This is a genomic window from Amycolatopsis sp. lyj-346, assembly GCF_046548975.1.
GTDB lineage: Bacteria > Actinomycetota > Actinomycetes > Mycobacteriales > Pseudonocardiaceae > Amycolatopsis.
Genome location: NZ_JAJPWT010000008.1, coordinates 25,135 through 41,345 on the forward strand (window position 1 = coordinate 25,135; position 16,211 = coordinate 41,345).

Consider the following 16,211-nt stretch of genomic DNA (forward strand, 5'->3'; position numbering starts at 1 on the left):
GACGCACGTACTTCCGATGTAACGGGTCTGGTCGAAGCCGTCCGGCAGGGCCTGGATCGCCGCGGCCGTGGCCGCCTTCCGGACTCCGGTCAGCGCGGCGGTCCCGCCACGAAGGGGGCCAGGTGGGCGCGGTAGCTGTCGTCGTCGGGCTCGGTGTAGGAGCGGTCCGACTGGATGCTTCCGGATTCCGGGACCAGGATCGACGGCGAGCACGCTGCGGAGGCCTGTTCGGGACCTTTGCCGTCGAGCCGGAACGACCCGACGTGGCGGGCCGTCTGTGCCTCGTAGACCTCCACCAGGTAGCGACCCTGGTAGGTCTCCCGGTGGTAGCCGCCCTCGTAGTCGCAGCTGTCGATCGCTTTCCCCTGCCCGATCAGGACGGCGCAGCCGACGAGCTGGACTGTGGCCGCGTCGGTGTCCGGGACCGGTCGGTAGCTGTCGAAGCCGTTCGTGGTGAACACCACCGCCGGGTGCGGGGCGGGGCCCTCGTAGGCCGCCGTTCGGCCGAAGGAGTGACCGCCCTGGCACATGCGCGCAAGCTGCTCGACGGTCCGCGGCCGCTCGCCCAGCAGGATGTGCGCCCCGATCGGAACCGCGGCGAACCAGGTCGCGACGGCCGTCGCGAGCACCGTGACGGTCAGGCCGGCGATGCGCCGGCCGGTCCAGGCACCGACCGGGGCGCCCCGGCGGATCGAGGTCCGCAGGTCGCCGGCGCAGCACACGCTGTCCGTCCGGAGGTTTCCGGCCTCGGCCCACGTCGCGGTCCGCACCGCTCCGCGCTGCCACCTGACCAAGCCGCCGTGTGCGACGCCGATCCAATGGCGGCCATCGAACACCGGACCGACGTGGACGACGAGGAAGGTGATCCCCGCGAGCGCGGACCACAGCAGCAGCGGCCATGGCCAGGTCGTGGAGTCCTCGTACCGCAGGATGGTCGTCACGATCCCGGCGGGAACGCTGCCGACGACGACCAGGAAGACCAGCACGCTCACCACGATGCCTGCGCGGTGCCCGCGGTGGATCCGGACGAGCGCACCCAGCCCCGCTGACTGCGCCGCTTCAGCGAGCTTCCGGCGTCGCTGTCGTGGTCCCATCCCCAACCCCCTCACTCGGCCCCTCATGATCGTAGGCCCGGCGCCGCGGGTGAACTGGCGGTCTGGTGAAATTCGCCGGCCCGTGGGCCGGCGATTCCGGGGCGATGCCGGTGTTCGACACCGACGAGGATCCCTATTATTCGGCTCCCGGGGTGAGGTCTCCTCGCTGCGAGCGTGGAAACCGATCGGCGGATCCCGAAACCGTGCCCCGTCGGCGGTACCGGACGCCCTTTGTCCCTTGTGGATGGAGGGCGTCCGTCACGCGCGGGCTTCGGTTCCACCGTCCGGCCGTCACCTGGACAGCCGATTCCGGAACAACCTCGATACTGCTTGAATCGTTTTCTGCCCGATTCGATTCGGAAAACGCCTGATCGCACCCGTGCAGGCCGAGGACGAAAAGCCGGGGGGTGAGCGTGGCCGGCATCGAGACGGATTCTTCTCCCGGCCGGTCGGCGTACCGGGATCTGTTCGCCGGGCCGGGGGTACGCGGGCTGTTCGCGCTCGGCGTGCTCGGCCGGGCCCCCACCGGGATGATCGTGCTGCTCGTCGTGCTCGTGCTGCAGGAGACCACCGGTGGCTACACCGTGGCGGGGCAGGTGAGCGGGGCGCTGGCCGCGGGACTGGGCGTGCTCACCCCGTTCCGGGCGCGCCTGGTCGACCGGCGGGGCGCCCGCTCGGTGCTGGTGTCCAGCGGCGTGTCCCACGCGCTGGCGCTGGCGTCGCTGTGGCCGCTCGCGGCCTCGGGGGCGCCGGTTTTCGTCCTGGTGCTGACGGGCTTGGTGATCGGGGCGACGATGCCGCCCACCGGAGTCGTGCTGCGGTCGGCGTGGAGCAGGCTGTTGCCCGACGAGCGCCGCAGGCGGGCGGCCTTCGCCGCGGAGTCGCTCGCGGTGCAGAGCACCCTGCTGGTCGGGCCGTTGCTGGTCTCCGCGCTGACGGTCACCGTCGGCGCGGGCGCGGGGCTGGTGTGCTGCGCCGCGCTGACCCTGATCAGCGCGCTGGCGCTGGGGTTCTCACCCCGGCTGACCGAGGTGATGCGGCCGGCGCCGGGCGCGGGGCCGGCGCACTGGGCCGGAGCGTTGCGCACGCGGGCGGTCTGGTTGTCGTTGCCGGGCGGGTTCGCCTTGTTCGCCGCGATCACCGCGCTGGAGATCGCCGCGACCGGGGAAGCCGTCGCGCACTCGGCCGCGTGGGCGGCCGGCTGGCTGATCGCCGGGTTCGCGGTCGGCGGGATCGGGGGCGGGCTGGCCTGGGGCTGGCGGCCCTGGCCGGGCCGGCTGTCCTGGCAGCTCGTGGTCATGCACGCCGTGTTCGCGGTGGTGGCGGCCGTCCTGGTGACCGATCTGCCGCTGCCGGCCGTGGCGGCGCTGCTGTTCGTGGCCGGCGTGGTGGCGCCGCCGGCGATGACCGCGCAGTTCAGCGTGCTCGACGCGGCCGTGCCCCGGGACGTGCTGACCGAGTCCTTCGGCTGGCTCAGCTCCCTGCGGCAGGCGGGCTCGGCGGTCGCCGCCGCGGTCGCCGGGGTGGCCATCGACGCGCTCGGCCCGCGCGGCGGCTGGCTGGTCGCCCTGGCCGCGGCACTGCTGGCCACGGTGGCCTCGGCCGGCCTGCGCTGGACGGAAACCACCGCTGGGGAAGGAACGCGTGGATGACCGGTCTCGAAGACGCGATCGCCATCGTCGGGTTCGCCGGGCGGTTCCCCGGTGCGGACTCGGTGGCCGAGTTCTGGGAAAACCTGAAGGCGGGCCGCAGCACGCTCACCCGGTTCGGTGACGACGAGCTGCTGGCCGCCGGAGTGCCGCCGGAGACCGTCGGAGACGAGCACTACGTCCCGGTCCGCGGCGTGCTCCGCGACGTCGAGGGCTTCGACGCGGAGCTCTTCGGCATGATGCCCCGCGACGCGGCGCTGACCGATCCGCAGCAGCGCTTGATGCTCGAATGCGCCCGCACCGCCCTGGAATCCGCGGGCTACCCGCCGGAGTCGTGCCCCGCGCGGGTCGGCGTCTACCTCGGGGCCACCACGAGCACGTACCTGCCGAACCACGTGCTGCCGTCCGGCATCGCGGCCCAGGTGGGCGAGGTGGCCGTGCGCCTGGCCACCGACAACGCGTTCCTGGCCACCCGGGTCGCCCACAAGCTCGACCTCCGCGGTCCGGCGATGACCGTGCAGACCGCGTGTTCCACCTCCCTCGTGGCGGTTCACCTGGCCGGGCAGGCGTTGCTGTGCGGCGAGGCCGAGCTCGCGCTCGCCGGCGGGGTGTCGATCACCGTGCCGCAGGTCGCCGGGCAGTGGCACACCCCGAACGGGATCATCTCGGCGAGCGGACGGCTGCGCAGCTTCGACGCCGGGGCCGACGGGACGGTCGGCGGCAACGGCGGCGCGGTCGTCCTGCTCAAGCTGGCCGAGGCGGCGCTGGCCGACGGCGACCCGGTCCACGCGCTGATCCTCGGCTCGGCGGTCAACAACGACGGAGGCGGGAAGCTGGGGTTCACCGCACCCGCCGCCGCCGGCCAGGCGGAGGTGATCACCCTGGCCCACCGGGTCGCCGGCGTGGACCCCGGTGACATCTCCTACGTCGAGGCCCACGCCACCGGCACCGAACTCGGCGACCCGGTGGAAGTGGCCGCGCTGACCGAGGCGTTCCGCCGCGGCACGGACCGGGCCGGTCACTGCGTACTGGGCTCGGTCAAGCCGAACATCGGTCACCTCGACGCCGCGGCCGGCGTGGCGGGCCTGCTCAAGGCCGTGCTCGCGCTGCGGGAGGAAGTCATCCCGCCGACCGCCGGGTTCGAGCGGGCCAACCCGCACATCCCGTTCGACGGCTCGCCGTTCCGCGTCACCGCCGCACCCACGGCGTGGCCCCGGGTGGCGGGCGCACCCCGCCGGTGCGGAGTCAGCTCGTTCGGCATCGGCGGCACCAACGCCCACGTCGTGCTGCAGGAGGCACCGGCGACGACGACCACCGGACAGGGGCAGGATGACCGGCGGCCGGTCGTGCTGCCGCTGTCCGCACGCACCGGCCGGGCGCTCGGCGCGCTCGCCAGGGCGACCACCGCCGCGTTGCCGCCACTGCCCGACGCCGCGTTCACCCTGCAGACCGGGCGCACGGAGTTCGGCCACCGGACGGCGGTGGTCGCCGGTCCCGGCGACACCGCGGCGGAGCTGCACGCCCGGCTGATCGGCGCCGCGCGGGCACCGCGGCGGGTGCGCGAAGTGGTGTTCCTGTTCCCCGGACAGGGCACGTTCCGGCCCGGCCTGCTCTCGGAGCTGGCCACCCACTCGGAGACGGTGCGCGCCCTGACCGAGCGCGGCAGCGCGGTCCTCGGGGAACCCGCCCTGACCGCCCTGCTCCGGGACGAAGCCGCGGCTGCCCCGCCCTGGCTCGGCCAGGTGGCGTTGTTCGTCACCGGGTACGCCCTCGCGCGGGTGCTGGCCGACGGCGGGATCCGGCCGACCGCCGTGCTCGGGCACAGCCTCGGCGAGTACACCGCCGCCTGCGTCGCGGGCGCGGCGTCCTTCGACGAGATGCTCGCGCTGGTCGCCCGGCGAGCCCGCGCGCTGACCGCCACCCCCGCCGGGGCGATGCTCGCGGTCGCCGCGTCCGAACGCCGGGTGCGTGCCCTGCTGGCCGGCCAGGTGTGGATCAGTGGCGTGCACGGCCCGGAGTCCGTGGTCGTGGCCGGGGCACCGGACGCGGTGCGCGCGCTGGCCGGACGGCTCGCCGCCGAAGCCGTTCACACGGTCGGCATCGAGGTCGAGCACGCCTACCACACCCCGCTGATCGCCCCGGCCCTCGCCGAACTGCGCGAAGCGGCCGACGCGGTCCGCTGGCGGCCACTGACCGTGCCCCTGTTCACCACCCTGACCGGGAAACCGCTGCCCGAGGGCACCGTGCCGGCCACCGAGCACTGGACCGGCCAGACCCGCGAGCCCGTCCGGCTCGCCGACGCCGTCGCGGGCGTGCTCGGCCTGCCGGAACCGGTGCTGCTCGAACTCGGCCCCGGCCAGGTGCTGACCGACGTGGCGCGCCGGCTGGGCGGCGCCGAGGAGGCCGCGGTCTTCCCGGTCGGCCGGAAGGCCCGCTCGGGCGTGCTCCGCGAGCGCGACCTGCTGGGCGTGGTCGCGGGGTACTGGACCGCCGGCGGCCGGGTCGACTGGGCGGCGTTCCGCACCGTCCCCGGGCGGCGGGTGCCGATGGCCACCTACCCCTTCCAGCGGGAGCGCCACTGGATCGAGCCGCGGCCCGCCCCGGCACCCGCCGCGCCGGGACCGGTTCCGGTACCGGCGGTCCCCGTGCGTGACCCGGACGAGGTCACGGCCGCCGTCCGGCAGATCTGGGTCGAGCTGATCGGCCACGACCGGTTCTCCCCGGCGGACAGCTTCCTGGACCTGGGCGGGAACTCGCTGACCGCGGTGCAGATGCTGACCCGGCTGCGAGACCGCTTCGGTGTCAAGGTGTCCCTGCACTCGCTGTTCGACCGGCCGACGGTGGCCGGGATCGCCGGGCTGGTGTCGGCGGGCCTCACCGGGGCGGCGGCGGAATGAACACCGCCGTCACCGTCGCCGCGCTCGTCGACGCGCAGGCGGCCCGGCGACCCGGCGAAGTCGCGGTGTCCTGCGGCGGCCGCCGGGTGACCTACGCCGAGCTGGACCGCGCGGCCGCCCGCGTCACGGGTGCGTTGCGCCGGCTCGGGGCCGGCCCGGACCAGTGCGTCGGCGTCTGCCTCGGCCGGTCGGCCGACGTGCCCGCCGTCCTGCTCGGGATCCTCCGCGCCGGAGCCGCGTACCTGCCGCTGGACCCGGCCTACCCGGCGGACCGGCTGCGGCTGATGATCGCGGACGCCCGGCCGCCGGTGGTGCTCACCACGGCGGCGACGCGTCCGGTGGTGCCCGCCCGGCCCGGAACGGCGGTGCTGACGCTGGACGAGCTCGGCACCGAACCCGCCGGTCCCGTCCCGGTGCCCGGCGACGCGCTGGCCTACGTCCTGTACACCTCGGGTTCCACCGGCCGGCCGCACGGCGTCGGCGTGCCCCACCGCGCGATCGTGAACCTCGTGCTCGGGGACTGCGCCCGGTTCGGCGCGGACGAGGTGTTCCTGCACGCCGCCCCGCTCGCCTTCGACGCCTCCACCTTCGAGATCTGGGGCGCGCTGGCCCACGGTGCCCGCCTGGCGATCGTGCCGGAAGGCCGGGCCGGGCCGGGCGAGCTCGCGGAAACCATCCGCGCGGAGGGCGTCACCACGGCGTGGCTGACGGCGAGCCTGTTCCACCTCATGGTGCGGGAACACCCGGCCGGTCTCCGCCCGCTGCGGCAGCTGCTGGCCGGCGGTGACGTGCTCTCGCCGTCCCTGGTGCGGCGAGCCGTCGCCGCGCTGCCGGAGGGGACGCTGGTGAACGCGTACGGGCCCACCGAGGCGACCACGTTCAGCACCTGCGGTCCGGTCGGCCGCGAGCCCGCGCCCGGCCCGGTCCCGATCGGCGGGCCGATCGCCGGGGTGCGGGCCTACGTCCTCGACGAAGCGCTCGGCCCCTGTCCGGCCGGGACCGCCGGCGAGCTGTACCTGTCCGGCGCGGGACTCGCCCGGGGCTACCACGGCGCCCCGGCGCTGACCGCCCGGCGGTTCCTGCCCGACCCGTTCGCCGGCCGGCCCGGAGCCCGCATGTTCCGCACCGGCGACCGGGTGCGGCAGCGCGCGGACGGCGCGTTCGAGTTCCTCGGCCGCCTCGACGACCAGGTGAAGGTCCGCGGCCACCGGGTCGACCCCGGTGCCGTCGCCGCGGCCCTGCGCACCCACCACGACGTCGACGAGGCGGTGGTGACCGCCGGCGCGGATCCGGCGGGGAACCACCGGCTGGCCGGGTACGTCACGCTCCGGCCCGGCGGCCGCGTCACCGGGCGCGCCATCCGGTGGTTCCTCACCCGCCGGCTCCCGGAGTTCGAGGTCCCCGCCACCGTCACGGTGCTCGACCGGCTGCCGATGACCGCGAACGGCAAGGTGGACCGGACCGCGCTGCCCGCGCCGGTGGCCGCGGCCACCGGCCGGGCACCCCGCACCCCCGCCGAAGAACGAGTCGCGGACACGCTCGCCGAGATCACCGGCACGCCGGTGGCCGGCGTGGACGACGGGTTCTTCGACCTCGGCGTCGATTCGGTGCAGCTGATGCGGCTGGCGGCCCGGCTCGGGGTCCCGGTCCGCACCGTGTTCGACGCCGGGACCTCGGCCGAGCTGGCCCGGCGGCTGCCGGACCGGCCCCGCTCCGGGCCGGCGATCCCGGCGGCCGGCCCGGGCCCCGCGCGGCTGTCCCCGGCGCAGGAACGCCTGTGGGTCCTGGACCAGCTGGGCGGCAGTGCCGGTTACGTGGTGCCGATGGTGTACCGGTTGCGCGGCCCGCTCGACACCGCGGCGCTCGCGTGGGCCTGCGCCGAGCTGGTGCGGCGCCACGAAGGGCTGCGCACGGTCTTTCCCGCCGTCGACGGCGTTCCGGAGCAGCGGGTGCTCGAGCCGCCGGACACCGTGCTCCGCACCGAACACCTCGGGGGACTGTCCGAAGCGGACCGGACGCGGCGGTGCGGGGAACTGGTCGACGAGGTGCTCACCACGGCGTTCGACCTGGCCGGAGGGCCGGTCTTCCGCGCGGTGCTGGTGGAACTGGCCCCGGACGAGCACGTCCTGGCCTGGGCGGCGCACCACATCGTGGTCGACGGCTGGTCGATGGGGGTGCTCCGGCGCGAGCTCGGCGAACTCCACCGCGCCCGGACCGAGGGGCGCCCGCCGGACCTGCCGCCGCTTCCGGTGCGGTACCGGGATTTCGCCGCCTGGGACCGGCGGCGCCTCGACCCGGCGCGCGCGGGGGAGCTGGCCGCGTTCTGGCGGGCCGAGCTGCGCGACGTGCCCGTGCTGGAACTGCCCGCGGACCGGGTGCGGCCCGCGGCGCTCAGCCGCCGCGGCGGCGCGGTCGAGGCCGAGCTGACGGCCGGCCGGGCCGCGGCGCTGCGCGGGATCGCCGCGGACCACGGCGTCACGGTGTTCCTGGTCGCGCTGGCCGCGTTCCAGGTGCTGCTGGCGCGGTACAGCGGGCAACGCGACTTCGCGGTCGGGGTCCCGGTCGCCGGCCGGGGCCGCCCGGAGCTCGACGGGCTGGTGGGGTTCTTCGTCAACACCGTGGTGTTCCGCGCGCGGCTCGACGGCGACCCGTCCTTCGGCGAGCTGCTGACGCGGACCGGGGACACCGCCGCGGCCGTGTTCGCCCACCAGGACCTGCCGTTCGAGCGGCTGGTGGACACCCTCGCGGTACCCCGCGGAACCGACCGGCACCCGCTGGTCCAGGTGTTCTTCGCCGGCCAGAACACCCCGGCCGGCGAACTGGACCTGCCGGGCGTCCGGCTCACGCGCCTCCGGCCGCCGGTCACCGGCAGCAAGTTCGACCTCGCCCTGTCCATCGAGGACACCGAAGGCACCAGAGACACCGAGGACACCTCGGGCGGCGGGCTGCGCGTCGAAGCCGAGTACAGCCTCGACCTGTTCACCCCCGAGACCGTCCACGGACTCGTGGAGCGTTACCTGGGACTGCTCGACGCGGTGACGCGGGAGCCGGACACGCCGATCTCGCGGCTCCCGCTGCCGGGGCCGGCGACCGCCGGGCGGGCCGGTCCGGTGGTGTCGCTGCCGGCGCGGGACGTCCCGGCGGCCGTCGCGCGGCAGGCGGCGATCAGGCCGGCGGCGGTTGCACTGTCGTGCCGGGGCGACCGCGTGACCTACCGCGAACTGGAGGAGCGGGCCGGGCACCTGGCCCGGCAGCTCGTCCGGCTCGGTGCCGGCCCGGAACGCCTGGTCGGCGTGTGCGCCGAACGCGGTCCGGAGCTCCCGGTGCTCCTCTTGGCGGTGCTGAAGACCGGCGCCGCGTACCTGCCGCTGGACCCGGGGCTGCCCGCGGCGAGGCTGGCCCGGCTCGTCGGCGACGCCGCTCCGGTGACCGTGGTGAGCACCCGGTCCACGGCGGACCGCCTCCCCGGTGCGGTGCTGTTCGAGGACCTGAGCGCCGCAGCGGCGCCGGACGTCTCCCTGCCCCGTGCCGGCCACCCGGACTCGCTGGCCTACGTCATGTACACGTCCGGCTCGACCGGGCGGCCCAAGGGCGTCGCGGTCACGCACCGGGGCGTGCTCCGCCTCGTCGCGGACCGGTCCTGGGCCACCCCCGGCCCGGCCGAGGTGCTGTTCCAGCTCTCCCCGCCCTCGTTCGACATCGCCACCCTGGAGATCTGGGGCGCGCTGGCGAACGGGGCCCGGCTGGCGGTGTTCCCGCCGGGTGCCGACCCCGTCGCGGACGCGGCCGCGGAGATCGAGCGGGCCGGGGTGACCACCCTGGTCCTGGCCACCCCGCTGTTCCACGAGATCGTCCACTCCGGACTCGAGCGGCTGCGCGGGGTGCGCCGGCTGATGGTGGGCGGCGACGTGCTCGCCGCCGCCGACGCCCGCCACGCCGCGGCCGCCCTGCCGGGCTGCCGGATCTTCAACGGCTACGGCCCGACCGAGGGCACCACACTGTCCACTGTGTACCCGGTCACGGCGGACGCGCCCGCGCCGGTGCCGATCGGGGCGCCGGTGGGCGGCAGCGCGGCGTACGTGCTCGACGACCGCTTCGCCCCGGTGCCGCCGGGGGTGCCCGGCGAGCTGTTCCTGGGCGGCCCCGCGCTCGCCCGGGGGTACCTGGGCGCGCCCGCGGCCACGGCGAAGAGGTTCGTGCCCGACCCGTTCGGCCCGCCGGGAGCGCGGCTGTACCGGACCGGGGACCGGGCGCGGTGGCGGCCCGGCGGCGCGCTGGAGTTCCTCGGCCGGGTCGACCACCAGGTGAAGATCCGGGGGTTCCGGGTGGAGCTCGAGGAGGTCGAAGCCGTGCTGCGCGAGCACGACCAGGTCCGGGACGCGGTGGTGACCCTGCTCGGCGACGACCCGGTCACCCGACGGCTGGTCGCGTCGGTGGTCGCCGACGCCGACGTGGACCTGCGCGGCCTGCTCGCCGCGCGGCTGCCCTCGTACATGGTGCCGTCCCGGATCTCCCGGGTGCCGGAACTGCCTCGCACGCCCGCGGGCAAGCCGGACCGCCGGGCCGTCGCGGCGCGGGAAGCCGCCGTGGCGGCCGGCCCTCCGCGGCCGGCGGGCCGGCCGCCGGACGCCGTCGAGAAGGTGGTGGCCGACGTGTGGGCCGGAGTGCTCGGCGGTGCGGCGCCCGGGACGGACGACAACTTCTTCGAAGCCGGCGGCAACTCGTTGCTGCTGACCAGGGTGCGCGCCCGGTTGCGGGAGGAGTCCGGCCGCGACGTGGCGCTCGTCGACCTCGTCCGCCACCCGACGATCGCCGCCCTGGCGCGCTTCCTGCGCGGCGAAGTGGCCTCGCCACCGGGCGCGCCCGAGCCGCCCGGGGCTCGGGCGCGGATGCGACGGCAGCGCGCGCTGCGCTCGGCCGGGGACTAGGGGGACGGGCACAGTGGACTTCAGCTTGTTCTACTTCGCCGACGACGCGAGCGCCGGCCGCGACCGGTACCGCCTGCTGCTCGAAGGGGCCCGGTTCGCCGACGAGCACGGCCTCGCCGCGGTGTGGACGCCGGAGCGGCATTTCGACTCCTTCGGCGGCGCCTACCCGAACCCGGCGGTGACCGGCGCGGCGCTCGCCGCGGTGACCGAACGCGTGGAGATCAGGGCGGGCAGCGTCGTCGCTCCGCTGCACCCCGCGGTCCGGATCGCCGAAGAGTGGTCGGTGGTGGACAACCTTTCCGGCGGCCGCGCCGGGATCGCGCTCGCGTCGGGCTGGCACGCGGCGGACTTCGCGATCCGGCCGGAGGCGTACGCGGACCGGCGGCAGAGCCTCGCCGAGACCGTCGAAACCGTGCGGCGGCTCTGGCGGCTGGAACACGTCGACCTGGTCGACGGCGCGGACCGGCCCGTCCGCGTCCGCATCTACCCGTCCCCGGTCCGGCCGGAGCTGCCGATGTGGCTGAGCACCGCCGGCAACGTGGCGAGCTTCGAGCTGGCCGGCCGGCTCGGCGTGGGGGTGCTGACCACCCTGATCGGGCACGACGTCCCGGAGCTGCGCGCCAAGATCGCCGCCTACCGGGCGAGTTTCGCGGCCGCGCAGCGGCACCCGGGCGGGCACGTCGTGGTCATGGCGCACACCTGCCTCGGGACCGACCGCACGTCGGTCCGGGAACTGGTGCGCACCCCGTTCACGGCCTACCTGGCGAAGTCGGCTTCCCTGGTGCTGCGCGGGATCGACCTCGAGCAGCTGGACGAAGGCGACCTGGCCTTCCTCGCCGCTCGCGCGTTCGAGCGCTACTTCGACAGCGCCGGCCTCTTCGGCACGGTGACCGACGGCCTGCGCACGGTGGCGGAGCTGGCCGACGCGGGCGTCGACGAGGTGGCGTGCCTGATCGACTTCCTCGGCGACACCGATGCCGCGCTGGCCGGGCTGCCGCACCTCGACCGGCTCCGCCTGGCCTGGCACGAGCGCTGAACCCGCGACGAAGGAGCGTCATGTCCGATCCGGCTGTCACCCACCAGGTGGTCCTCAACGACGAGGAGCAGTATTCGATCTGGCCCGTGCCGGTCCCGTTGCCCGACGGCTGGCGGCCGGAGGGCACTACCGGCTCCGAACAGGCGTGCCTGGACCGGATCGAGCAGGTCTGGACGGACATGCGCCCGCTCGGCCTGCGCCGGTGGATGGACGGCCGGCCGTGACGGGCACGCCGCTGTCGTTCGCCCAGCACCGGCTGTGGCTGCTCGACCGGCTGGACCCGGGCGGGCTGCAGTACCTCGTCCCGTGGGCGTGGCGGCTGACGGGCCCCTTGGACGCCGGCCTGCTGGCCACCGCGCTGCGGTGCGTGGTGGACCGGCACGAGATCCTGCGCACCCGGTTCGCCGACGCCGGGGGCACGCCGCTGCAGGTGGTGGAAGAGCACGTCGAGGTCGCCTTGCCGGTCGTCGAAACGTCGGCGTGGCGCGTCGACGAGCACGCCGCCGACCTGCTGGCGGAGCCGTTCGACCTGACCGCCGCCCCGCTCTGGCGGGCGGCCGTCCTGCGGCTGGCCCCCGACGAGCACGTGTTCGTCACCGTGTGGCACCACGCGGTGATCGACGCGTGGTCGGCGAGGGTCCTGCTGCGGGAGATGAGCGCCGCCTACCGGGCCGCTGCCGCCGGCACCGAGCCGGAGCTGCCGCCACTCGGGTTCCAGTACCGCGACTTCGCCGTGACGCAGCGGGACCGCCTGGCCGGGCCGCGGGCGGCCGGGCAGCTCGCCTACTGGCGGAAGACACTGGCCGGGCTGGCACCGCTCGACCTGCCCACGGACCGCCCGCGCGGGAGCAGGCGGGCCACCGCGGGCGCCGCGGTGCCGTTCGCGGTGCCGCGGCTGGTGGCCGAAGGACTGCTGGAGCTGGCTCGCGACCGGCGGGTGACGTTGTTCATGGTGCTGCTGGCCGCGTCCCAGGTGCTGCTCTCCCGTTACGCGGGCCAGGCCGACGTGGCCGTCGGAACCCCGCTGGCGAACCGGAACCACGCCGAGACCGAGCCGTTGATCGGGTTCTTCCTCAACACCCTCGTGCTGCGGGGCGACCTGTCCGGCGACCCGACGTTCGCCGAGCTGCTGCACCGCGTCCGCGAAACCACGCTCACCGCCTACGACAACGAGGACCTCCCCTTCGAGCAGCTGGTCGAGGACCTGCGCCCGGAGCGCGACCTGGCCAGGACACCGCTGTTCCAGGTGATGTTCCTGGTCAACAACGTGCGGGAGCTGGACTGGGACCTGCCGGGCATCCGGGCCGAGGAGCACCCGCTGCTGGCCGGCCAGGCCAAGTTCGACCTCACCCTGGCCTTCCGGGAGGGGGAGGACCGGCTCGACGGGTTCATCCGCTACAGCACCGCGCTGTTCGACGCCGACCGGATCGAGCGGATGGCGGGACACCTGCGGAACCTGCTGGCCGCGGTGGTGGTCGACGCGGACGTCTCGCTGTCGCGGCTGCCGATGCTCGGCGCCGCCGAACGCGACCGCCTGCTCGAAGAGTTCGCCGGGCCCGCACCGGGCGCACCGCCCGCCGAAGCCGTGCACGAACTGGTCGAGGCGCGCGCCGCGGAGCGGCCGGACACGGTCGCCGTCGCCGGGCCGGACGGGACGGAGGTGACGTACGGGGGCCTCAACGCCTGGGCGAACCGGCTGGCGCGGGGTCTCGTCGAGCGCGGCGCGGGGCCCGAGGTGGTCGTGGGCGTCCAGCTGGCGCCCTCGATCCCGGCCGTCGTGGCGTTGCTCGCGGTCCTCAAGTCCGGCGCGGCCTACGTCGCGCTCGATCCCGGGCTGCCGCCGACCCGGCGCGGGTACCTGCTGGAGGACTCCGGCGCCGCCCTGCTGATCGCCGAGCGGGCCGCGGCCGTGCCGGCGGGCTGGGACGGCCGCCTGGTCGAGTTCGGGACGTACGCCACCCGGCCCGCGGGCAACCCCGGCCGGCCCGTGCACCCCGACGGGCTCGCTTATGTCGCCTACACCTCGGGTTCGTCGGGCCGGCCCAAGGGCGTGCAGGCGACCCACCGCGGGGTCGCGACGCACCTGCGGTTCCTGCGCCGGGAGTACGGGCTGGGCCCGGACGACACCGCGATCACGCTCACCGGCCTGGGTTTCGACGCCTCGGTGCGCGAGATCTTCGGCGCCTTGACCGCCGGGGCCCGCCTGGTGGTGCCGCCGTCCCGGGAACCGGCCGAGGTGGTCCGGCTGCTCGGCACCGCCGGGGTCACCGTGCTGCCGAGTGTGGTGCCCTCACTGCTGTACGAGCTCGCCGCGGTGCCGGTCGCTCCCGGCGCGCTGGAAAACCTCCGGCTCGTCTTGTGCGCGGGCGAACGGCTGAGCGCCGACCGGCTGGCCGGGTGCGCGTGGCTGCGCGGCAAGGTCGTCAACCAGTTCGGGCCGACGGAGACGACGATGACCGCGACGCGGTCGCGGCTGCCCGAAGCCGACGGCCCCGCGTACCGGGTCGGCTCGCCCGCCGACGACGTCCGGGTGTACGTGGTGGACCCGGCGATGAACCCGTGCCCGGCCGGCGTTCCGGGCGAACTGCTGATCGGCGGCGCGGGCGTCACGCGGGGATACCGGGGCCGGCCGGCCGAGACCGCGGCGGCGTTCGTGCCCGACCCGTTCGGCTCGGGCACGCGGCTGTACCGCACCGGGGACCGGTGCCGGTGGTCCGCCGACGGCGTGCTGGAGTTCCTCGGCCGCCTGGACCACCAGGTCAAGATCCGCGGTGTCCGGGTGGAACCGGGTGAGGTCGAGGCGAGGCTGCTCGCGCACGCCGGGGTCGCCGCCGCCGTCGTGACGGCCGGGGAATCGGGGCTCGTCGCCCATGTCGTGCCCGGGGGCGAGCGGCCCGCGGTCGCGGAGCTGCGCGCATGGCTGGGCGAGACGCTGCCCCCGCAGTTCGTTCCCGGCCCGTTCGTGTTCCTGGACCGGCTTCCCCGCACCCCGAACGGCAAGGTGGACCGGGCCGCGTTGCCCGCGCCGGACCGGGCGCGTGCGGCGGACGCGGGTTTCGTCGCGCCGCGGTCGGTCACCGAGCAGCTGGTGGCCGACGTGTGGCGGCGGCTGCTGGCCGTCGACCGGATCGGCGTCTTCGACGACTTCTTCGACCTGGGCGGGCATTCGCTGCTGGCCGGCCGGATCGTGGCCGAGCTGGCCGACGCGGGGGTGCGGGTGCCCTTGCGGGCCTTGTTCGAGACGCCCACGGTCGCCGGCCTGGCGACGTGGGCCCGGCCCGAACCGGCCGCCCCTGGCCTCGTCGCGCTCAACTCCGCGGACTCGCGGACCAGGGTGTACTGCCTCCACGACGGTATCGGCGAGCTCATCGGGTACCGCGAGCTGGCCAAGGAGCTCGAGCCGAGCCACCAGCTGGTCGGCGTCGCGTGGGACCCCGCGGAGCCCGGGGACGCCGATCCGATCGGGTTCCTCGCCGACCGCCACGCCCGGCGGATCCGCGCGCACGGGCCGGGGCCGTACACGGTCTGCGGCTGGTCGCTGGGCGGGTTGCTCGCCTACGAAGTCGCCGCCCGGCTGCACCGGACGGGGAACCCGGTGTCGGCGGTGCTGATCGACACCCCGGTGCCCGTCCCGGCTTCCGCCGCGCAGCGCGAAGTGGACGAGCTGCTCGCCGACCTGCTGGCCTGGCGCGAGCGCGACGGCGAGCTCGACGAAGCGACCCGCGCGAAGCTCCGCGTCCTCGGGGTGGGCGGGCAGGCCGTGGCACCGGAGGTCCGCGCGTTGCTCGACCGGATGTCGCGGCTGCAGCAGGCCAAGCGCGGCTACCGCCCCGGCCCGGCGGGCTTCCGCCTCGTCGTGGTGCGCGCGGAGCGAAGCCCGTGGCCGGCCGAACACTTCGAGCGCTGGCACGATCCGGCCCCGGCGGCGGAGCTGCTCGATGTGCCGGGTGACCACCTTTCGGTGATCGGCGAAGAGGGTGCGCCGGTCATCGCGGCAAGGGTCTTCCGCGACGGCTGACGGGGAGCCCCCGCCGGTCCGGCGCGGGTCACCGGTGATCCACGCCGGGTGCGCGGCGCAAGCCGGGCGGCGCCGCTGCTGCGCGACACGGGCCTGGCCGACGGCCGGCGCCCCCGCACGCTGTTCGTCACCTGCGGCGATTCTCCCATCGTGCGCAATCCCATCACCACCAGCGGGCCCGGAGACCGCTTCGCCATCCGCAACATCGGGAACCTCGTCCACCCGGGCAGGCCGACCCGTCGATGAACGCGTCGATCGAGTTCGCGGTCGGCGTGCTCGGGGTGCCGGAGATCGTCGTCTGCGGTCATTCCTCCGGTGGCGCAATGAAAGCCGTCGCGGACGGAGCGCCGGAGGGCCGCTGGGGGACTGGCTGCGGCACGTCGGGCCGAGCACGCAGCGGCCGCCCTGCGCAACGTTCTGCAACAACTCGAGCACCCGCGGGATGCCGGGGCGGCGAGCGTGCCCCGGCTCGACGGGGAGGCGCACGCGTTCGTCGCCGCCGGGCAGTAGCCCGAACGGCGGTTCCCGGGTCCGGCCCGGCATGGAAACCTCCGGCGTCCACACGGCACACGGGAATGGGGCCCGCGTG

General features: G+C 75.5%; 8 protein-coding genes and 1 pseudogene. 8 read left to right on the plus strand and 1 reads right to left on the minus strand.

What is annotated here, in order from left to right; genetic code table 11:
* Window positions 1-89: 89 nt before the first annotated feature.
* The gene (locus ACLJQE_RS23910) at window positions 90-1,094 is read right to left on the minus strand and encodes a hypothetical protein (protein WP_410641560.1); all 1,005 of its coding nucleotides are present in this window, start codon (window positions 1,092-1,094) and stop codon (window positions 90-92) included.
* A gap of 413 nt (window positions 1,095-1,507) precedes the next feature.
* Between ACLJQE_RS23910 and ACLJQE_RS23915 the strand changes: the two genes are divergently transcribed.
* The 8 genes and pseudogenes from ACLJQE_RS23915 to ACLJQE_RS23950 all read left to right on the plus strand — a co-directional run.
* Window positions 1,508-2,746: an MFS transporter gene (locus ACLJQE_RS23915; protein WP_410641561.1), complete on the plus strand. Its 1,239-nt coding sequence runs from the start codon at window positions 1,508-1,510 to the stop codon at window positions 2,744-2,746.
* Window positions 2,743-5,640: a type I polyketide synthase gene (locus ACLJQE_RS23920; protein ID WP_410641562.1), complete on the plus strand. Its 2,898-nt coding sequence runs from the start codon at window positions 2,743-2,745 to the stop codon at window positions 5,638-5,640. The genes ACLJQE_RS23915 and ACLJQE_RS23920 overlap by 4 nt, the downstream gene beginning before the upstream one ends.
* Window positions 5,637-10,568, plus strand: coding sequence for an amino acid adenylation domain-containing protein (locus ACLJQE_RS23925; RefSeq protein ID WP_410641563.1), 4,932 nt, complete (start codon window positions 5,637-5,639; stop codon window positions 10,566-10,568). Before ACLJQE_RS23920 ends, ACLJQE_RS23925 begins: the two co-directional genes overlap by 4 nt.
* Before the next feature lie 13 nt (window positions 10,569-10,581).
* Window positions 10,582-11,604, plus strand: coding sequence for a MupA/Atu3671 family FMN-dependent luciferase-like monooxygenase (locus tag ACLJQE_RS23930; RefSeq protein ID WP_410641564.1), 1,023 nt, complete (start codon window positions 10,582-10,584; stop codon window positions 11,602-11,604).
* Between the two features lie 20 nt (window positions 11,605-11,624).
* A complete protein-coding gene (locus ACLJQE_RS23935) occupies window positions 11,625-11,828 on the plus strand; it encodes an MbtH family protein (RefSeq protein WP_410641565.1) in 204 nt (67 codons plus the stop codon).
* Entirely contained in the window at window positions 11,825-15,622 is a 3,798-nt protein-coding gene (locus ACLJQE_RS23940) for an amino acid adenylation domain-containing protein (RefSeq protein WP_410641566.1), read from the plus strand. Before ACLJQE_RS23935 ends, ACLJQE_RS23940 begins: the two co-directional genes overlap by 4 nt.
* A 48-nt stretch (window positions 15,623-15,670) precedes the next feature.
* Entirely contained in the window at window positions 15,671-15,868 is a 198-nt protein-coding gene (locus ACLJQE_RS23945) for a carbonic anhydrase (protein ID WP_410641567.1), read from the plus strand.
* A pseudogene (locus ACLJQE_RS23950) lies at window positions 15,865-15,912 on the plus strand (hypothetical protein); the annotation flags it as partial. The gene ACLJQE_RS23945 and the pseudogene ACLJQE_RS23950, both read left to right, overlap by 4 nt.
* Between the last annotated feature and the right edge of the window lie 299 nt (window positions 15,913-16,211).

What these genes read in the sequence shown, in the direction of transcription:
- ACLJQE_RS23910 (WP_410641560.1), bottom strand. Translation starts at nt 1,094, where the DNA reads ATGGGACCACGACAGCGACGCCGGAAGCTCGCTGAAGCGGCGCAGTCA.
- ACLJQE_RS23920 (WP_410641562.1), top strand. Translation starts at nt 2,743, where the DNA reads ATGACCGGTCTCGAAGACGCGATCGCCATCGTCGGGTTCGCCGGGCGG.
- ACLJQE_RS23925 (WP_410641563.1), top strand. Translation starts at nt 5,637, where the DNA reads ATGAACACCGCCGTCACCGTCGCCGCGCTCGTCGACGCGCAGGCGGCC.
- ACLJQE_RS23935 (WP_410641565.1), top strand. Translation starts at nt 11,625, where the DNA reads ATGTCCGATCCGGCTGTCACCCACCAGGTGGTCCTCAACGACGAGGAG.